At 43.8% G+C, this 16,680-nt stretch carries 15 protein-coding genes; 5 read left to right on the plus strand and 10 right to left on the minus strand.

From position 1 onward, the window contains the following. Window positions 1-22: 22 nt before the first annotated feature. The 9 genes from AACR11_RS06085 to AACR11_RS06125 form a co-directional block, all read right to left on the minus strand. Window positions 23-160 (minus strand): hypothetical protein, encoded by a 138-nt coding sequence (locus AACR11_RS06085; protein WP_009696979.1) that lies wholly within the window; start codon window positions 158-160, stop codon window positions 23-25. A gap of 112 nt (window positions 161-272) precedes the next feature. Beyond that, window positions 273-1,751, minus strand: a complete 1,479-nt coding sequence (locus AACR11_RS06090; protein WP_029789763.1) for a carboxypeptidase M32 — start codon at window positions 1,749-1,751, stop codon at window positions 273-275. A gap of 236 nt (window positions 1,752-1,987) precedes the next feature. Then, the gene (locus tag AACR11_RS06095; RefSeq protein ID WP_017188108.1) at window positions 1,988-2,656 is read right to left on the minus strand and encodes a response regulator transcription factor; all 669 of its coding nucleotides are present in this window, start codon (window positions 2,654-2,656) and stop codon (window positions 1,988-1,990) included. A 107-nt stretch (window positions 2,657-2,763) separates the two neighbouring features. Then, on the minus strand, window positions 2,764-3,636 hold the full coding sequence (locus AACR11_RS06100) for a hypothetical protein (protein ID WP_017819447.1): 873 nt from the start codon (window positions 3,634-3,636) through the stop codon (window positions 2,764-2,766). Then, on the minus strand, window positions 3,626-6,109 hold the full coding sequence (locus AACR11_RS06105) for a fimbria/pilus outer membrane usher protein (RefSeq protein ID WP_029789762.1): 2,484 nt from the start codon (window positions 6,107-6,109) through the stop codon (window positions 3,626-3,628). Before AACR11_RS06105 ends, AACR11_RS06100 begins: the two co-directional genes overlap by 11 nt. Next, a complete protein-coding gene (locus AACR11_RS06110; protein ID WP_050582044.1) occupies window positions 6,093-6,779 on the minus strand; it encodes a fimbria/pilus periplasmic chaperone in 687 nt (228 codons plus the stop codon). Before AACR11_RS06110 ends, AACR11_RS06105 begins: the two co-directional genes overlap by 17 nt. Window position 6,780: 1 nt before the next feature. Beyond that, window positions 6,781-7,485, minus strand: a complete 705-nt coding sequence (locus tag AACR11_RS06115; protein WP_050902775.1) for a molecular chaperone — start codon at window positions 7,483-7,485, stop codon at window positions 6,781-6,783. A 76-nt stretch (window positions 7,486-7,561) separates the two neighbouring features. Next, window positions 7,562-8,056, minus strand: coding sequence for a hypothetical protein (locus AACR11_RS06120; protein WP_005451888.1), 495 nt, complete (start codon window positions 8,054-8,056; stop codon window positions 7,562-7,564). 88 nt (window positions 8,057-8,144) lie between these two features. Further along, the gene (locus AACR11_RS06125) at window positions 8,145-8,648 is read right to left on the minus strand and encodes a hypothetical protein (RefSeq protein ID WP_223295806.1); all 504 of its coding nucleotides are present in this window, start codon (window positions 8,646-8,648) and stop codon (window positions 8,145-8,147) included. Window positions 8,649-9,051: 403 nt separating this feature from the next. On the opposite strand from AACR11_RS06125, the gene AACR11_RS06130 reads away from it, so the two are divergent. The 5 genes from AACR11_RS06130 to AACR11_RS06150 all read left to right on the plus strand — a co-directional run bounded on the left by AACR11_RS06130 (window position 9,052) and on the right by AACR11_RS06150 (window position 15,677). Next, window positions 9,052-9,687, plus strand: coding sequence for a LysE family translocator (locus AACR11_RS06130; protein ID WP_009696973.1), 636 nt, complete (start codon window positions 9,052-9,054; stop codon window positions 9,685-9,687). Next, window positions 9,687-10,253, plus strand: a complete 567-nt coding sequence (locus tag AACR11_RS06135; RefSeq protein WP_005451891.1) for a hypothetical protein — start codon at window positions 9,687-9,689, stop codon at window positions 10,251-10,253. Before AACR11_RS06130 ends, AACR11_RS06135 begins: the two co-directional genes overlap by 1 nt. 426 nt (window positions 10,254-10,679) lie before the next feature. Beyond that, window positions 10,680-11,450, plus strand: coding sequence for an efflux RND transporter periplasmic adaptor subunit (locus tag AACR11_RS06140; protein WP_029789759.1), 771 nt, complete (start codon window positions 10,680-10,682; stop codon window positions 11,448-11,450). Beyond that, window positions 11,447-14,494: an efflux RND transporter permease subunit gene (locus AACR11_RS06145; RefSeq protein WP_079325602.1), complete on the plus strand. Its 3,048-nt coding sequence runs from the start codon at window positions 11,447-11,449 to the stop codon at window positions 14,492-14,494. Before AACR11_RS06140 ends, AACR11_RS06145 begins: the two co-directional genes overlap by 4 nt. Window positions 14,495-14,705: 211 nt before the next feature. After that, window positions 14,706-15,677, plus strand: a complete 972-nt coding sequence (locus tag AACR11_RS06150; protein ID WP_005451897.1) for a TAXI family TRAP transporter solute-binding subunit — start codon at window positions 14,706-14,708, stop codon at window positions 15,675-15,677. A gap of 97 nt (window positions 15,678-15,774) precedes the next feature. Here the strand turns inward: AACR11_RS06150 and AACR11_RS06155 are convergent, their stop codons facing one another. Continuing rightward, window positions 15,775-16,545, minus strand: a complete 771-nt coding sequence (locus AACR11_RS06155; protein ID WP_029789757.1) for a sulfite exporter TauE/SafE family protein — start codon at window positions 16,543-16,545, stop codon at window positions 15,775-15,777. Between the last annotated feature and the right edge of the window lie 135 nt (window positions 16,546-16,680).

Consider the following 16,680-nt stretch of genomic DNA (forward strand, 5'->3'; position numbering starts at 1 on the left):
AAAGTTTGGAGGCTACGTGAGTTTACTTGCTGTCTTTTTTCGCTAAATTATCAGCTAACTTACCTGCAGTAATCTGAAATGCGGCAAGGTCGTCGTCCGACACATCTAGCGTCATCTTTTGAAAGATCTTGGCGTCGACCGTTTTGATCTTCGCTAACACATCATTGCCTTTCTCGCTGAACCAAGCATCTCGAGGTTATTTGGGGATAAATTTAAAACTAATAAAAAGGCTGGTATTTCACCAGCCTTTTTGGTTTTTTCAAAAGCAAATCTTACTTACCAAGATAACGGCTTTCTAAGTGTGCTTTAAAGTGTTTCGCGTTTAATACATCGCCTGTAGCTTGGCTTACTAAGTCGTCAGTAGACAACAAGCTGCCTTTACTCCAGATGTTATCAGATAGCCAAGTGAAGATTGGGGATAGATCTCCAGAGCGAATCGCTCCATCTACATCAACCGTTTGCTTCATTGCAGCCATGAATTGAGCAGCATACATTGCACCGAGCGTGTAGGAAGGGAAGTAACCAAAGGCACCGTCCGTCCAGTGGATGTCTTGCATACAGCCATTCTTGAAGTTACCTTCTGTTGACAGCCCTAAGTAAGCCTTCATCTTCTCATTCCACAGTTCTGGAACGTCAGTGTGCTTAATAACTCCATTCATGAGATCGCGTTCAATTTCGTAACGCAAGATAACGTGAGCAGGATAAGTCAGTTCATCAGCATCGACACGGATGAAACCTTTCTCCACGTGAGTGTAGATTTTCGACAAGTTGTCTTGAGCAAACTCAGGACCTTCGAAATGGTTAGAAGCCAGACGAGCAAGGTGTTCAACAAAGGCTTGGCTGCGACCCACTTGCATCTCGAAGAACAGAGATTGAGATTCGTGGATGCCCATTGAACGAGCTTCACCAGCCGTAGTGCCTGCTAATGATTTTGGCAGACCTTGCTCGTAACGCGCGTGACCTGTTTCATGTACGATGCCCATCAATGATTGCACGAACTCTTTTTCGTCGTAGCGAGTGGTGATACGAACGTCAGTAGGAACGCCACCACAGAATGGGTGAACACTTTCATCAAGACGACCATGTTCGAAGTCAAATTGAAGCAGCTTCATGACTTCCAGCCCCAATGCTTTTTGTTTTTCAGCCGGGTAATGACCGTTAGGAAGCAGGATGTTGTTGGCTTTTTGCTTCTCGATGGCTTCATCAATCATTGATGGTAACCATGTTTTTACGTCCGCAAACAACACGTCTAGAGACGCGGATGTTGTACCTGGTTCGTACAGCTCCAGCATGGCATCGTAAGGTGATGTGCCAGCAGCTTCTGCACGAATTTGAGCTTCTTCTTGAGACAGTTTAACGACTTCTGCCCAGTTTTTTTCGAAACCAGTCCAGTCATCATTCCCACGTTGGCTACGCCACGCATGTTCACACTTAGAACCTGCGAGAGATTGCGCTTGTACTAAAGATTCAGGCAGTAGATTCGCTTGCTGCCAATCGCGTTTCATTTCACGCAGTACGGCTTGATCTTGCGTTGATAATGACTCTTCTTCTGCTTGTGCAAATAGATCACCTAAATGAGGTTGAGTCATAAGAGAGTGAATGTGGACATTAAGTTCTGCCATTGCATTAGAACGGGCTTCCGCACCGCCTGATGGCATAACGGCAGCTTGGTCCCACCCTACGATGGAGGCTAAGTGACCAAAGTTAGAGACTTTTTTTGAATGTTCGACGAGTTTTTGAAATGCGCTCATGTGACTACTCTTTGTTATGTTCTTTCCTTAAACGCCCCAAGCGGGGTCCTTGAACGTACTGTTCGAATCCCTCAGCACCGATGCAGAAAAAGTGCCGCATCAAGAGAATGCCGATAGAGAAGTGTTGCTAATTTACTATTTATTAACAAACAATGCAGGTCTATTGTGCACAAATTCAGACACTTGTACACCTAACCAAAAGGAGCGTTGAGAAACAAAGCTAGAGTCAGCGATGGCTAATGTTCTTGAGTTTCTTGCCTAAGAGGGCGGCTGAATTTTTGAATGGCTTCCTTACGACAGCTAACGTTGAGTTTTTTGTAAAGCTTGTAAACATGGGTTTTTACCGTGCTTTCCGCAACAAACAGGGCGTCAGCAATTTCTAAATTTGATTGTCCCTGAACAATACGATCGAGGATTTGTTTTTCTCTTTTCGTTAATGTGTTGCTGATTTCTTGAGAGCTGATGGCATAAGGTCTGAAATGAATCAGCATTTTTGCCATCAGTTTTCGAGGTAACCATAATTCGCCACTTAAGACGGCATCGATACAGCGAGTTAAATGCTCTATTGGCGAATCTTCATAAAGTACGCCTTTGAGATTGAGACAAGAAAAAAGCCGAAGATCTGAGCCCGTTTTCGGTACGTCATAAACCACTAAGTCGGTGTTTTTTGTTTTGAGTGAGATGTAGTCAGACAGTGGTCTTTCTTCCAATAAATAGTTAGAAATCAGAACAACGTTGTAGCTGGACAAGTTAATTTCGTCGTCTAAGCAATGGATGCTTTTACGGGTAAGTTTGTTTTGGGGGTTCTTTTCCAACTCTCGGCGAATAAACTGGTTTTGAATACAGTTTTCACCAATAAGAAGGATGTTAGATTCTAATTCATTCCTACGCGTCCCCATATTCATAACTAGCCCCTATATAATAGTTTTGTACTAATAATATTGATAATGTAATCACCTTAGTCTAGGGGTATAGTGCTCGCCACTTTTCTCTGTTTCAACTTTGCGACTGCCTAAGGTTGTTGCGAAAGCTTAGGTTCAATTGAGATCTGGAGCACATCGTTGTAGGTACCTCCCGGTTTATTTAGCGTATCGCCGATGATAAATTTCATGTTGTTAGCGTGTCCCTTAGATGGCGTATTTTCGCTGACTCTAGCACTCGCCTGATCTAGGTTAATTTGCTTAGAATCCAGATACATATCGTAGCTAATGTCCCACTGGGTGTCCGCAGATTCGTGTCGGAGCGCACCTCGGTTTGTTGATTCAAAAACCAAGTTATATCCGGCGTTACTTTGAATCCAAAGTTTGGGCGCGGATGTAACTACTTTATTGGATTGGAGTATCCCCATATCCAATTCGTAATGCTGTTGAGTCAAACCATAAAACTGTATTTTGGCCATCGGCAAAACAGTGACTGCGATATTTGTCACAGCTGGTAAAACATATTCGTTATTGAGCAGTTGTTCGGTTAATACTGTTGCTTCGAGCTTACCTTGATAAATACCTGAGGCGAGCCATTGTTGAGCCGGATAACGTATTTGAAAGGTGATATCAGCGTTATTCTCTGTTAAGACGACATGCCATTGATTACCTTTTTGGTAACCGTTCCCGCCTTGCCATTCAAAAATTAGCTGGGCATTGGCTTCTCCTTTTAAAAAAGAGTCACCATCATCAATCTCTAACTTGACCGGAATTTGGCATTGTTCGCCTTCAATATTCGCGCGTAGTCGATATGTCGAAATGAGTGTGTATGCACCAGAGGCAAACACATCATAGCGTGCCTGCGTAGAAGCAGGTTCGACACTTAAGTTACTCATTGAGCAAAGAGAACCCGCTAATGCTGGGGGAGCAAGCAATATTAGAGTGATAAAAGGTTTAATCCACATAAAGCTCTCCTAATCTGATTAAAACATTGCTGCGTTCATCTAAAGTGATCACCACAGTCTGTTTTTCTTTTGTGTCGAGTGTGAGTTGGTATTGACCGGGGCGTAAGCCGGAGATTGCAAACAAGCCATTTCGATTAGTAAAGAATTCGATGGGCTGTTGGTTTTCGCTACCCAAATAAGTCGCCACGCCAGCAATGAGTGGGATAGGGCTGCCAGTACGTCGATCGAGTAATGTTCCCATTACGGTTAACACAGAATCTGAGCCAATCTTGAGTTGGTAACCGCGTTTGTAGCCAGGATTCAGCCAAAATGCCCCGTCACCTAAATCGTAACCGGGCGGTAGGTTCTCTACGTCATAACTGATCAATTGAGGGTTGTAGGCAACCAAGTCCGGTATCAATACATTGGATGCGCTATGGCTATATACGCGAGCGTTTTCACCGTCTAGAGTTGGATCGATATCAACATTGTTTTCTTCCAAGCTTGGGTGCTTAGATACCACTGCAAACGCTTCACGGACTGGGCGTCCAACTGTGATTGAGGAACCAGCAAAGGCAATCGCACTACTGACTTCTACACGCGTACTGTGGTTTCTTATATCTTCGTTCAAACTCTCCATACGCGTAGCGTGGTCAGCGATAACTTGAAAGCGGTTGGCAGAATAGTTAACGCCAAGGTCAATGTCAGCGTCGCTGTCTCGGCTGGTAACAACAGAAGCATAGCCTGACATGCCCCCAGTATTACCTACATTATTTTGATAAGTGAGGTCTAGTACTGCTTGATCGACCTCACTGTTGTAGCGGCTGACTAATCGTGTGGAATCGCTTAATGGCCAGCTTAACGTGAGAGACGTATTCCATTCATCTGAACCGACGTCGTTGTTCTGATAGTTGACCCTTGCGCTCCATGTCGCAGGTGTCGAGAAGAACGAACCGGACAGGCTAGGGCTAACTGACCAATAATTCGCAGTATCTTCAGTGCCAGAGCGGTAATTGACCGTCATGGCTGCACGTAAATCGTCATTAATATAAAACGCACCAAACGCCGAGGCATAGTGAGTGGTTTGGTTGAGAGGAGAGTCGATGGTGTCGTAGCTTTCTACGCCCGCGAAGTTTTCCGATTGGTATTCATAGAAAACACTTAATTGTGGTTGCCAAGGGTTGTCATCATCAAATTCTGCATCGAAAGCGATGCGAAATGCTTGCCCAGAATCGAGAGTGGGATGATGGCTTTGAGAGGCGGACAGTTCGGTGACACCTAGTGAGCTTGCAATTAAAGCCGTCCCACCATATTGGTACAGGTCTTCACGTTTTTGACCGTTTACGCCTAGCGTAAGCCATGGCAATACACCAACATCAAGATAACCATGTATCAATTTTTGATCGGTTTGATAATCGAGCTCGTTGTTATTGACCTCTGACGGCACGCCCGCCATTAAACTGTACTCAAACTCTCCGCTGTTAAGAAGGTCATTCCCCGTTGCGACAGAAAATTGAATTCTTTCGGTTTGCCCAGAAGAGTCGGTGATCACCAATTCGACATCGTTAGTACCTTGTGCGAGAGGGATATCACTCAAGTTATAGCTGCCTGCGCCCAGTGTCAGCCTCTGAACGACAATGCCATCGATAACAACGTCGACATTCGACGTGCGTTGCAATGTAAAAGACTGATTGGCTTTAGGGCGCACGTTTCGAGTAGGAATTAAAGTAAAATCACGTGTGATGCCGATTCCGAGGATGTCGGTACCATCTTGAAAGCTCTTGCCAGAGTTAAACATATCACCCAATACAAGGCGCGTTCCTTGTGAAGGAAAATCATAGTTTAAGCGCGTGCCTTGGCGGTAATAATCTGAGTCTTGAGACGAGCCATTTTCAAAGGTGGCTTCGTATTCAAGGTTTGCAGAACCTGCGTTTAAGCCCGATTCAAATCTTGTACTGTAAATACTTTGTCGGTCATTTTGCTCTGCTATGGTCTGAGTTTCATTCGCCGATGCGGTGACATTAACATAACCACTGAAAAAGCTGGGTTCAGAATAATTAAAATGTTCATTGTCTTCAGCTAACGATATTTGTCGCGTGACGCTCAATTCGTTAGGAACTGAAATGATGCATTCTAGGGTGGATAAATCAAAGGTAAGCCCAAGCCCGGCACGTCGAAAGTCTTCTTGAGATAAGGTCTCTGAATGGGCGTCTCGTAATTTCTCTAAGGCTGACTCGGCGACAGATGACGAAAGTAGGGCGATGGTACTGTCTTTCGGTAAGCGAATCTCGTCATCAGCGGTAATGGTGACTTGTGCCTGACCCAAGACGCTGTCACTGATTTTTAAAAGAGAGGATAGCTCGATATCTCGACCTGTTGGATTAAGCACAACCTCGCGTGCCCAACTGATGTTGATTTGAGCGATACATAAAATCGTTAATAAAATGAATAGGAGCCAAACAGCACTGCTCCGAAGCTCATTGCTCTCTTCCATGATATTTTCCTACTGGGATTGCTTTCCGTGAACGCAGGGTGAAGGTAGAAAATGGTGGCAAAAATTGGTCACCGACTTGTTGTTGGAGCGAGTAATTTTCTGTCGCTGTTAACGGCTCAAAATACAGTAGCCGAGAGTAGGTAAAGCGTTCGCCAGTATTACGAATAACCAATTGTCCGGCATCAGACACTTCCAAGGTGACGTCTGGTTGTTGGCTGTTGGAGTACACATGAAGCAGCGCGTTATAATGCACTTTAATTTTGACTCCGCTCTGCTGCATAGGCAAAGCTCTACTTTGTCCATTAGCACCCGCTAAATGAGCTTGCGTAAAGCGTATAAAGTAGCTAGAGGATGTTTTTTGTACAGAAGGATCAAGCCATTGAATACGAAATACTTGCTTTGAGTTCGGTGCTAACATTGCTGCTGGTGGAAAAACCAAAAGTACGTCGCTATTTAATGCTTTGGTTTCATATTGACCATTTTTCTTAAATACTAGCTGATGAATACTTACTTCTAGCGGCATTTTTTCTGTTGAATTATTTGTCACTATGACCTGTGATGTTGTATTTCTATCAGTGTTCAATTCAAATACAGTCGGTGAAATAATGATTGCATTACAAAAACCACTAAATAATAACAAGATTAGACATGTTATAGATTGATAGAACATGTTATTTGTCCTGTTCTATTTCTATCGACAAATCTGACACGTCAAACCCTTTCAATGGTTTCATTTCAAAAAATCGTGTTGAATGAGGAAGTACAAGTGTGCCTGCGATTAACTTACTGATATCTAATCCTTTTAGGTATTTAGAATTACTGCCATCCGTTAAATGCCAATTAGTATTCGTTAGCCTGCCATAACTATTACCATTATTCTCTACTTCAACAATCCATTTGCTTCCTTTTTGTTTGACACTTTTTATATCTAAGTTTGCCGATGTATTTTGGGGCTTAACATTAATTAGTGTATTGAATTGAAGTAATAACCCCATCTTAGCGCTTTGTTCTTCGCCACGGGCTACTTCAACCTGCTTAATGGAGACACGGTATGCTTTTGATTCAGAGATTGAAGGATCACCCAAATAACGAATCATGACCGATTGAGAGCGACCTGGCTCTATGATTGCGGTTACTGGAATAACGAGCAATTCATCGTCTGCGGGTTTTGTTGTTTCTACACCTTGCTCATCCATGGTCATTGAAAAAGGATAGAGCTCAACAGTTAGGGGTACTCGGGATGTATTGTCGATACGCATCGACATTTGGGCTCGATTGCCTATGGGTTCAATCTCAGCAACCATAGGTTCAACCTTGTATGCGTTAGCGTAAGAACAAAATAAAAATGTTGCGACTAGGATAATCCATCGAGTCATGTTGAGCTCCATCAATGTCAGCTTGGTATGGCTGTGTAGAAAGGGAGGCCATACGCTTAGCCTCCCGGAGGGGAACTTAGTTAGAAGTCACGTTAACGGTTAGCGTATCTGAGTAGCCACCCGCCCATGTTGCCACTTCTGTTGTTTGTACAGTCAATGTCGCATCAACACCAGATGCTAGACCCGAAGAACCTGGGTATGACAGCTCACTAGAGACATCGTTTAAACCCGGACCACCAGGTGCATTTAGATCAAATGATGGAAGACCTGTAGGCGCAAAAGTTGCGGTATAAGTTAGCGCGAAATCTTCGTCATCATCCGATTCAAGACCACCTTCAGAACTGGTCAAAGAAACGGTTGCACCATCGACATCGTTACATTTCATATCCAGATCGATAGAAACAGTTTGTTCTTGTGTTACATCACCAAAGTCGAGCAATTGAGTAGCAAGCCCTGATACTTCACATACTGGAGAAACATAACCCACTAATTGAACATCACCCGGACCTGCGTGAACTTGCGAACCGAAAATTGCTGTAACAGCCGCTGCACAAATCGTAAGTTTTTTCATAAAAAGATTCCTTTAACTTGAGAGATAACATACATGTTTAGCCCAAATCCCACCGAGCTAGCCTTTCTCTGTATCGAATACAGAACTCCTAGTTGATGACGCTGTTAATTGAGGGGAATACATCAATTTCAATCACGTCTTCGTAATAGCCTGCGTATAGCAAGCGGTCTTCTAGTGTTATTCTAATTTCTCCTAGTGCCGAGAAAGGAATAACACCTGAACTGTCAAAGCGTTTTTCAGAGAGCAAATCAATGCTTTTTACTTCTTCATGAATATTTGCTTTGTTAATGTTGATTTCAAATAAATACTCGAATGGTGGAATATCATCTCTTTTATCCAGTTTTAGTCCGCCATTTTTTGAATATACGCTTACGCCGAGTGGTTGGTTGCAATATATGTCCAATGGTAGTGTTTTTATATTGCTGTCTGACAAGTCGATTTTCTGACCTGACGTGAAATTTATCTCACATCGGTCTTCTAATTTGCCAACAAGATTCATCGTTAAGGTATTTGCGTTACTAAATAGTGGCGCAAATATAAATAACCAAATTGCGATCATCAGGCAGCAATGAAAAAGAAGCATATATCCCATTTGCACACCAACTTTCGTTTATTTTGTGTTGTTGAAATAAACTATAATTCCTGATGGAAATAGAAGAGTAGTAAAGGAGGTTGATCGTTTTTATAAAAGTTGTAGAAATAGTAGTAACTCTCTTTATATAAGAAAGACCTTATGCTCAAGTAACCTCGAGATGCTTTGTTTAGCGAGAATGACTTGGTTTGTAGACGCTACGTTGTTTTCCTTGACCTCGAATCAATGACAACGTTTTGAGCCCTGCATCTTAAAATCATTTGTGTGTATGCTTATTAAGTGCTTTTATGCGTATGGCTTTGTACGTTATGTGATTTTCAACGATGTTGATCACAAAAGTTGCTTGCGAATTGCGTGGATTGACGGTATTGATGGGTAATGCACAATCACTCACTACAAGAATATGGATATTTTGAATTTTGAGGCATTCCTCATTGCCATCACTATTTTGACGCTTACACCGGGATTGGACACCGCTTTGGTGATTCGTAACACCAGTCGTGCAGGTCTTAAAGATGGTTGTACGACAAGTTTAGGTATTTGTTTCGGTCTGTTTGTTCATGCATTTTTCTCTGCTGTAGGCATCTCTGCTGTTTTAGCTCAATCCGCTGAACTATTTCAAATGGTGAAAATGGTGGGTGCTGCTTATTTGATCTGGCTTGGATTAAGTAGTTTGAGAGCGTTAATGAAATCGAATGGCGGCATTGCTGTCTCTGAACAGACCCACCAAGCGTATAGCGGTAAACGCTCTTTCCGTGAAGGCTTCTTATCTAATGTGCTTAATCCAAAAACGGCAGTGTTCTATTTGGCGTTTTTACCTCAGTTTGTTAACCCAGAAGGTTCTCCATTAATGCAATCTATGCTCATGGCGTCTATTCACTTTATGATTGCGATGGTTTGGCAATGTGGTCTGGCTGGTGCATTAAATTCCGCGAAAAGCTTGTTAAAAAATGCAAGTTTTATGAAATGGATGGAAGGGGCAACTGGAGCGGTACTGGTTGCACTTGGTGTTAAATTACTTGTAGAAAAACCAGTCTAATGCATTCACTTGTTCGAATTCTAATTATCCTGATCGCTTTTATTGCGGCGCTTGCTGGTATTGTGGCTTGGAAAACCATACCTCAACTTCACTTTGTTGAAAAAGGCATGCAATGGAACTGGCATTGGTCTTACTTCGAACCATTTTCTAATGGTATTCAAACCACACGTACTCAAGATACTAAACAGCTTTTATTAAGGCGCGTCTATTTGCAAGATTCCACCGTCGTCTTTGTCGGTACGACCTTAGACAACAAGTTCGAAATTGATGTAGTAAATCAAGCGTCTTGTGAGCCAAAGAGCAGTAAATGGGTGTCAGTTTCAGTCAATGGTCAGCCGATGTCGCATGTACCAATGGTGTGCGAGAAGACCGGTGAAACGTACATCTATCGATTTATCGGCAATAAGCTAAGAACGCTTGAGTTTGGTATTGACGATAGCTTTATTCGTGAAGATTTTACATTGTGGCCGATTTCAGAGATAAAAGCAGATCAGTTCAAACAGCAACACTCTGCATTTTTCAATAAGAAAGATGGTGGTGAAGATCATCAATGGCTCAGAGATTGATGTACTATACCTAAGTATCTAGGAGTGACCTGGGTATAAATACAATAAGATGAAATGAGAAAGAGACAAGTCGATCGGCTTGTCTCTTTTTTTATAGCCAAGCATCGCGAGGTTATAGGGGTATATCAAATCATGGCGAGTTTCTCTCGACAGACCTGCAACGGTTTTGATTGAACGAAGTACTAACAAATCAGAAAGGACTCCCTCGATTTAAGTAGTTAAACGCTTCATTCAGGACTCACTTTTTTTCCACACCTCCACTGATAATTTATATATCAAGCATCAATAAATAAGAGCGTTAATCGTTTGCTGTACTTCTGGTTAATGCCTTAGTAAACACTAAAGGCTTGTGTGTTCCTGTCAGTGGTGACTTGTCGGAGGAACGGTTACACAAGTCATTTGGTTCATCGGAAATGAGATAACTAAATGAAAAAAAGATCCGTACTAATTCCTTTATTTCTTTTATCAAGCGCTGCTCATGCAGCGAGCGATTACGTTGTTGGTCAACTGATTCCTGAAAAAAGTGTTGTGGTAAAAAGTGAAGTCGTCGGCGTGGTGGATTCTTATCGTTATGATAACGGTGACTCTGTGACTCAAGGGCAGGAGCTATTGTCTCTGTCCTCAGAAGACTATGCATTGAGTTTGGACTTAGCCCGTAACGAGTTAGAGGTGAGTCGTGCCGAGTTAGATATTCAAGAAAAGCAATTAAAGCGTTATCAATCCTTGCTGACCAGTAATGGCGTCTCGGCAAGTGACGTGGACAACCAAATTCGTGTAACCAACATTGGTCGAGCTCAATTCAACGTAAGTAATACACACTACAAAATCGCCGCACGAACGCTGGATAAAGCCTCTCCGGATGCACCTTTTGATGGGGTGGTCATCAATCGCTCTGTTGAGCTAGGGCAGTTTATTTCGGTGGGTGATGCGCTCTTTACCATTGCAGATATGGAACGATTGAAAGTACGTTTTCACCTGTTAGAGATTGATTTCAACAAGTTCAGTAAAGGCGAGAAGGTTAAGGTCGAAGTGCCTTCTGTTGAGCAGACGTTGGACGGCACCATCACTTTACTTTCTCCTGCTTTCCAAAACAGTGAGCCGGGCTTCCTTGTTGAAGTGACGGTAGAAAACGCTAACGGCAAGCTTAATCCGGGAATGGAATCGTACGTGTATTTCAATGATCAGGAGGCACTGTGAATTTCTTCTTAGATTTGCTCTCTCACCGAAAGTTTGCGTCTAAAATCCTGACCATTTTGATCATCAGCATTGGTGCCCTTACTGCCTACAATCTTCCCCTTGCTGAGAAGCCTCGATTTGACTTAGGAAAAGGCGATATCGTCACGGTTTATCCTGGTGCCAGTGCGAAAGATATTGAAAGCAACATCACCAGTAAAATTGAGAAAGAATTGCTGTCTATTTCTGGATTGAAAGAGTTTACCTCTACGTCGGAAACGGGCGTGTCAAACATCAGTGTGGTGTTGGACAGCAATGTCTCTGATCCGAATGCCGTTTACCAAGACATTCGAGATGCACTGGCAAGGGTAACGGATTTACCCGCTGGTGTGACCGAAGCGCCAACGCTGTCGATCAAAAAATCGTACAGCTTGGATTTCATGGTGGTCGGTATTTCTGGTGATGTTGGTTATAAAGCACTGCGAGATAAAGCCAAAGACCTAGAGTTGGCTTTGCGACGGGTCGAAGGGATTGGTGAAGTTTACACCGTCGATTTGCGTGCGCCAGAGTTCTTAATCCAACTCGAACCGATTTCTTTGAGACGTTATGGCTTAACGTTGGATCAAGTGGCGGCATTGATTGCAGAGCGTAATACGCTGATCAGCGGTGGTCGTCTGGAAACGTTAAAGAACAACCCAGAACTGATGACCTCTGCCGAGCTGGATAGCATTGAAGAGCTACGTGAAATGTTCATCTCATTCAGCCCGAATATTCAACTTAAAGACGTTGCAGGTCTCATTGAGGATGGGTTTGAAAAAGGCGAGGTTTATGGCTCAATCAACGGTAATAAGAGTATTCTTTTTGACTTAAGAACTAATGAAAGCGCGGACGTTATTAGCACTTCTAACGCGGTGAAAGCTCTGATTGCAAATCAGCAAAAACTGCTCGGTGACAAATACACTATTGCCATCGGTTCTGATTTGTCTGAAGACATCCAAGAGAAAGCGCGCATAGTGCAAGACAACGGCTTGGTTGGACTTGGCTTGGTGCTGATCACGTTGGCGCTTTTCCTTGATAGACGCATTGCATTTTGGGTCGCGGTTTCTATTCCCGTATGTATCTTCGGCACGCTGGCTTTGCTGCCTCCTTTCGGGCAGATTCTGGATGTGTTCACTATGTCCGCCTTAATTTTGATTGTCGGAATTATTGTCGATGATGCCGTGGTGGTGAGCGATAAAATCGTGGCACTAGTTGAAGAAGGTTATCCGGTTGATAAGGCGGTCTCGCAAGGTGTGAAGAGTGTATTCCCAGCGGTCCTAGCAAGCATTTTATCGACCATGATTGCCTTCATACCTTTGCTCTTCTTACCGGGAAACAGCGGTAAATTGGTTTATGTAATTCCGCTTACGGTCATTATTGCGTTGTGCTTTTCGTTTATCGACGCGCTGTTCTTTATTCCTGCCCATTTAAAAGGCATTTTGAGTAAGAAGAGTCAGGTAAAGAAAAAGCCATTTTTAGATTTAAGCGCACTGAATCGTTTAATTGAACTTGTCATTCGAAACAGCAAAGTAGCGCTGCCATGTATTACCGTAGTGATTCTGACTTTAGGAGCGATTTCATATAAGAGTTTGAGCTTCTTGTTCTTCCCAACAGACGGCGCGTATTTGATAGAAATCAGTGCTGAATCGAATCCAGAGTTAGATTTGGATGACGTCTGGAAAGAAACACAACATCTCGAAGCGCTGATCAAAAGCACTGAAGAGGTGAATTATTGGTACGGCGAAGTGAGCTCACCAAATAGCTATTGGGTGATTTCATTAACACCACCAAACAACCGAACAAGAACTGCAGAACAAATCGTCGAAGAGTGGGAAGAGAAAGCGACGCAAATTACTGGGTTGGCTCAAATTGAGTTCGATATTGATGGCGGCGGTCCTCCGGTAGGGCGTCCGGTGGATTTGCGTGTCGTCGGCGGTACGGATGAAGGGCGAGAAAAGCTAGCTAATGAGCTGACGGCGTACATTGAGTCATTAGAAGGGACGAGCCGAGTACGACGTGATTTAAATGCTCCAGCACCACAGATTCAAGTTGAGCTACAGCATCATTGGCTTAAGTACTACGGCATCAGTGCCAACAAGGTCGGCGATATCATTAAGTTTGCGATTGACGGTCAACGCGTGACAAGGATCTTTAATGGCGAAGAAGAAGTTTACTTCCGAGTCGCGCTAGAAGATGACGACAAATCCTTAAAAGAACTGGATAACATTCTGGTTCGTGCCAGCAATAACAAACTGGTGCCATTAAGTGAGTTGGTTCGCTGGAAAAATGCCGATGCAGAAGCGCAAATCAAACACTTCAATGGTGAGCGAGTGATTCGCGTGTCGTCAGGTGTCGATTCGACCGTGACCGATCCCGTTGCCGTTTTTGCTGCGGTTCAAGAAACCTTTGCCAATAAAGAATACGGCGGTGCTTCTATCATTGCGACAGGGCAGATCTTAGAAACACAAGAAGCGCAACAAGGCTTTATGATCGCGATTAGCGTGGCGTTTATTGGTATTGCGTTGCTTCTGATTCTTCTGTTTGACCGAATGTGTGAAACCTTAATTGTGCTGACGGTGATTCCATTTGGCATCGCAGGCGCGCTGTTCATTCTGTTCTTACATAATCAGGTGCTGAGCTTTTTCTCCATCATCGGGATGATTGCCTTGATTGGTATTATGGTGAACAACAGTTTGGTGTTGATTTGGCACTTCAAAGAACACGAAGCGGAATGTAACGATACCAACTTGCTGGAGTTTGTAATTCGTGGAACGCAAAGCCGAGTGAGACCAATCACCTTAACCACAATCACAACCGTTGCAGGTCTTATCCCGCTTGCGTACGGCTTGGGTGGCTACGATAACTACATGTCGCCGATGGCGCTGGTGGTTGGTTGGGGCTGCGTGATCTCAATGATCGTCACGCTTACCGTGATCCCATCCATTTACCTATGGACACACGGGAAAGGGAATGAAAGTGCATCCGCAGTCAATGACAACAGCGAGGAGAGAACCCTAGCGACCGACTAAGTATTATTGAAATACCGGACAGCCCGCAGTTAAATTCTGCGGGCTTTTTGGTTGGGCTAAAACTAAAGTCGAACACGGTTCATAATTGCTTACCGATCAATGCCTTTTGCTGCGTGGTGATAATTCTCAGGATGTGATCTTAAACGTTATCAGTTTGTTAACGATTGCTATACTTACCAAGCCATAAACAAAGGAAAAATAAGGACGTTCAATGTTAAAGCTCAAGCAAATTGCTGTCGCGGCTTCTCTGGCTGCACTAAGTACAAGTTTTTCAGTTTCTGCTAAAGATACGTTCGTAACCATTGGTACGGGCGGTGTAACTGGCGTGTACTACCCGACGGGTGGTGCAATTTGTCGTTTGGTGAACAAATCACGTGCTGATCATGGCATCCGTTGTTCAGTAGAAAGTACCGGTGGTTCTATCTACAACATCAATACCATTCGCGCAGGTGAGTTGGATTTAGGTATCGCGCAGTCGGACTGGCAATACCATGCTTATAACGGTACGAGCAAGTTTGAAGATAAAGGACCATTCAAAGAGCTTCGTGCGGTGTTCTCTGTACACCCAGAACCGTTCACCGTTGTGGCTCGTAAAGACGCTAACATCAACACGTTTGATGACCTAAAAGGCAAACGAGTGAACATTGGTAACCCAGGTTCTGGTCAGCGCGGTACCATGGAAGTGCTAATGAAAGAGTACGGTTGGACGAATGATGATTTCAAGCTGGTATCTGAGCTAAAAGCATCAGAACAGTCAAAAGCACTGTGTGATAACAAGATCGACGCGATGGTTTACACAGTCGGTCACCCAAGTGGTGCGATTAAAGAAGCAACTACCTCGTGTGACAGCAATATCGTAACGGTAGCCGGTCCACAAGTTGAGAAGTTGGTTTCTGATAACAGCTTCTACCGTATCGCAAACGTACCGGGTGGCATGTACCGCGGTTCAGAAAGTGATGTCCAAACCTTTGGTGTAGGTGCGACGTTTGTTTCTTCAACGGCCGTGCCAGACGAAGTAGTTTACAACGTAGTGAAAGCGGTATTCGAAAACTTTGATGATTTCCGCCGTCTACACCCAGCATTCGCCAACTTGAAGAAAGAAGAAATGGTGAAAGATGGTCTATCTGCGCCGCTTCATCCAGGGGCTGAGAAGTACTACAAAGAAGTGGGTTTGATTAAGTAATTTCACTTAGAACTAATAAAAACGCCATCGTAGTTTGCGATGGCGTTTTTGTTTGTGAGCAATGAGCGCTTGGCTTTGGTTATATCGTGGTATTGAGTTAGGCATAGACATCTACGAAGAAGTAAATGGTAATCGCGATAGAAGAGAGGGCAACGAAGCCTTTTACATGACTAGGATTCAACTGGCGAGATACTCGCGCTGCCAAGTAGCCGCCAACTAATGTGCCAACCATTACAACGCTGCCTTTGGTCCAATCGATCGAACCGTTAGCAACAAAAATTACGATGGCAATCAGAGAAACACAGGTCGAAACCAGCAGCTTAAGCCCGTTCATTAAGTTGATGTCTTGGTGCCCTGCAACCACTAAATAACTTAATACGATCACGCCTAGTCCCGCATTGAAGAAGCCGCCATAAGCAGAGACGCCAATCAAAAGAAGACTTAGTGCAATCACACCCAGAATGCCGGCGTGTTTGGTCTCTTTGGTCAGAGATTTAATCAACGCGGTCATGCGTGAGCCAGTTAAAAAGAGCACGGTTGCGAATAACAGTAGCCATGGAATAGCTTCAAGAAAAACAGATTCCGGCGTATTCAGCAGAAGGTAAGCACCGACAGCGCCACCAATCAAACTGAAAGAGATAGTGAAAGCCAGTTCTTGCTTGTTCTTCATGATTTCTTCGCGAAAGCCGATTGCACCACTGATGTAGCCTGCGCAAGAAGCATAAGTATTCGTCGCGTTCGCCATGATAGGAGGCACGCCAACCGCCATCAAGGCAGGGAAGGTTATGAAGCTACCACCACCGGCGACGGAGTTCATGATCCCACCCACGACGCCTGCGGCAAACAAGAGAGCAAATTCCAGCAGCATAAAAAATCCTTTTTTGTTCTTATAATTTTTGTTTCTGAACGGTTAACACTACGCAACTCACCCAAAGAAATAAAGTAGCGATTAGTCCAAGAAAAAAGCCACCGCAGAGGGTGGCTTGGTTTCAAAGGTCTATCT

The organism is Vibrio sp. L85 (genome assembly GCF_963871815.1).
Classification (GTDB): domain Bacteria; phylum Pseudomonadota; class Gammaproteobacteria; order Enterobacterales; family Vibrionaceae; genus Vibrio; species Vibrio harveyi.

What these genes read in the sequence shown, in the direction of transcription:
- AACR11_RS06110 (WP_050582044.1), bottom strand. Translation starts at nt 6,779, where the DNA reads ATGTTCTATCAATCTATAACATGTCTAATCTTGTTATTATTTAGTGGT.
- AACR11_RS06115 (WP_050902775.1), bottom strand. Translation starts at nt 7,485, where the DNA reads ATGACTCGATGGATTATCCTAGTCGCAACATTTTTATTTTGTTCTTAC.
- AACR11_RS06130 (WP_009696973.1), top strand. Translation starts at nt 9,052, where the DNA reads ATGGATATTTTGAATTTTGAGGCATTCCTCATTGCCATCACTATTTTG.
- AACR11_RS06150 (WP_005451897.1), top strand. Translation starts at nt 14,706, where the DNA reads ATGTTAAAGCTCAAGCAAATTGCTGTCGCGGCTTCTCTGGCTGCACTA.
- AACR11_RS06105 (WP_029789762.1), bottom strand. Translation starts at nt 6,109, where the DNA reads ATGGAAGAGAGCAATGAGCTTCGGAGCAGTGCTGTTTGGCTCCTATTC.
- AACR11_RS06100 (WP_017819447.1), bottom strand. Translation starts at nt 3,636, where the DNA reads ATGTGGATTAAACCTTTTATCACTCTAATATTGCTTGCTCCCCCAGCA.
- AACR11_RS06135 (WP_005451891.1), top strand. Translation starts at nt 9,687, where the DNA reads ATGCATTCACTTGTTCGAATTCTAATTATCCTGATCGCTTTTATTGCG.
- AACR11_RS06125 (WP_223295806.1), bottom strand. Translation starts at nt 8,648, where the DNA reads ATGGGATATATGCTTCTTTTTCATTGCTGCCTGATGATCGCAATTTGG.
- AACR11_RS06140 (WP_029789759.1), top strand. Translation starts at nt 10,680, where the DNA reads ATGAAAAAAAGATCCGTACTAATTCCTTTATTTCTTTTATCAAGCGCT.
- AACR11_RS06120 (WP_005451888.1), bottom strand. Translation starts at nt 8,056, where the DNA reads ATGAAAAAACTTACGATTTGTGCAGCGGCTGTTACAGCAATTTTCGGT.
- AACR11_RS06095 (WP_017188108.1), bottom strand. Translation starts at nt 2,656, where the DNA reads ATGAATATGGGGACGCGTAGGAATGAATTAGAATCTAACATCCTTCTT.
- AACR11_RS06155 (WP_029789757.1), bottom strand. Translation starts at nt 16,545, where the DNA reads ATGCTGCTGGAATTTGCTCTCTTGTTTGCCGCAGGCGTCGTGGGTGGG.
- AACR11_RS06090 (WP_029789763.1), bottom strand. Translation starts at nt 1,751, where the DNA reads ATGAGCGCATTTCAAAAACTCGTCGAACATTCAAAAAAAGTCTCTAAC.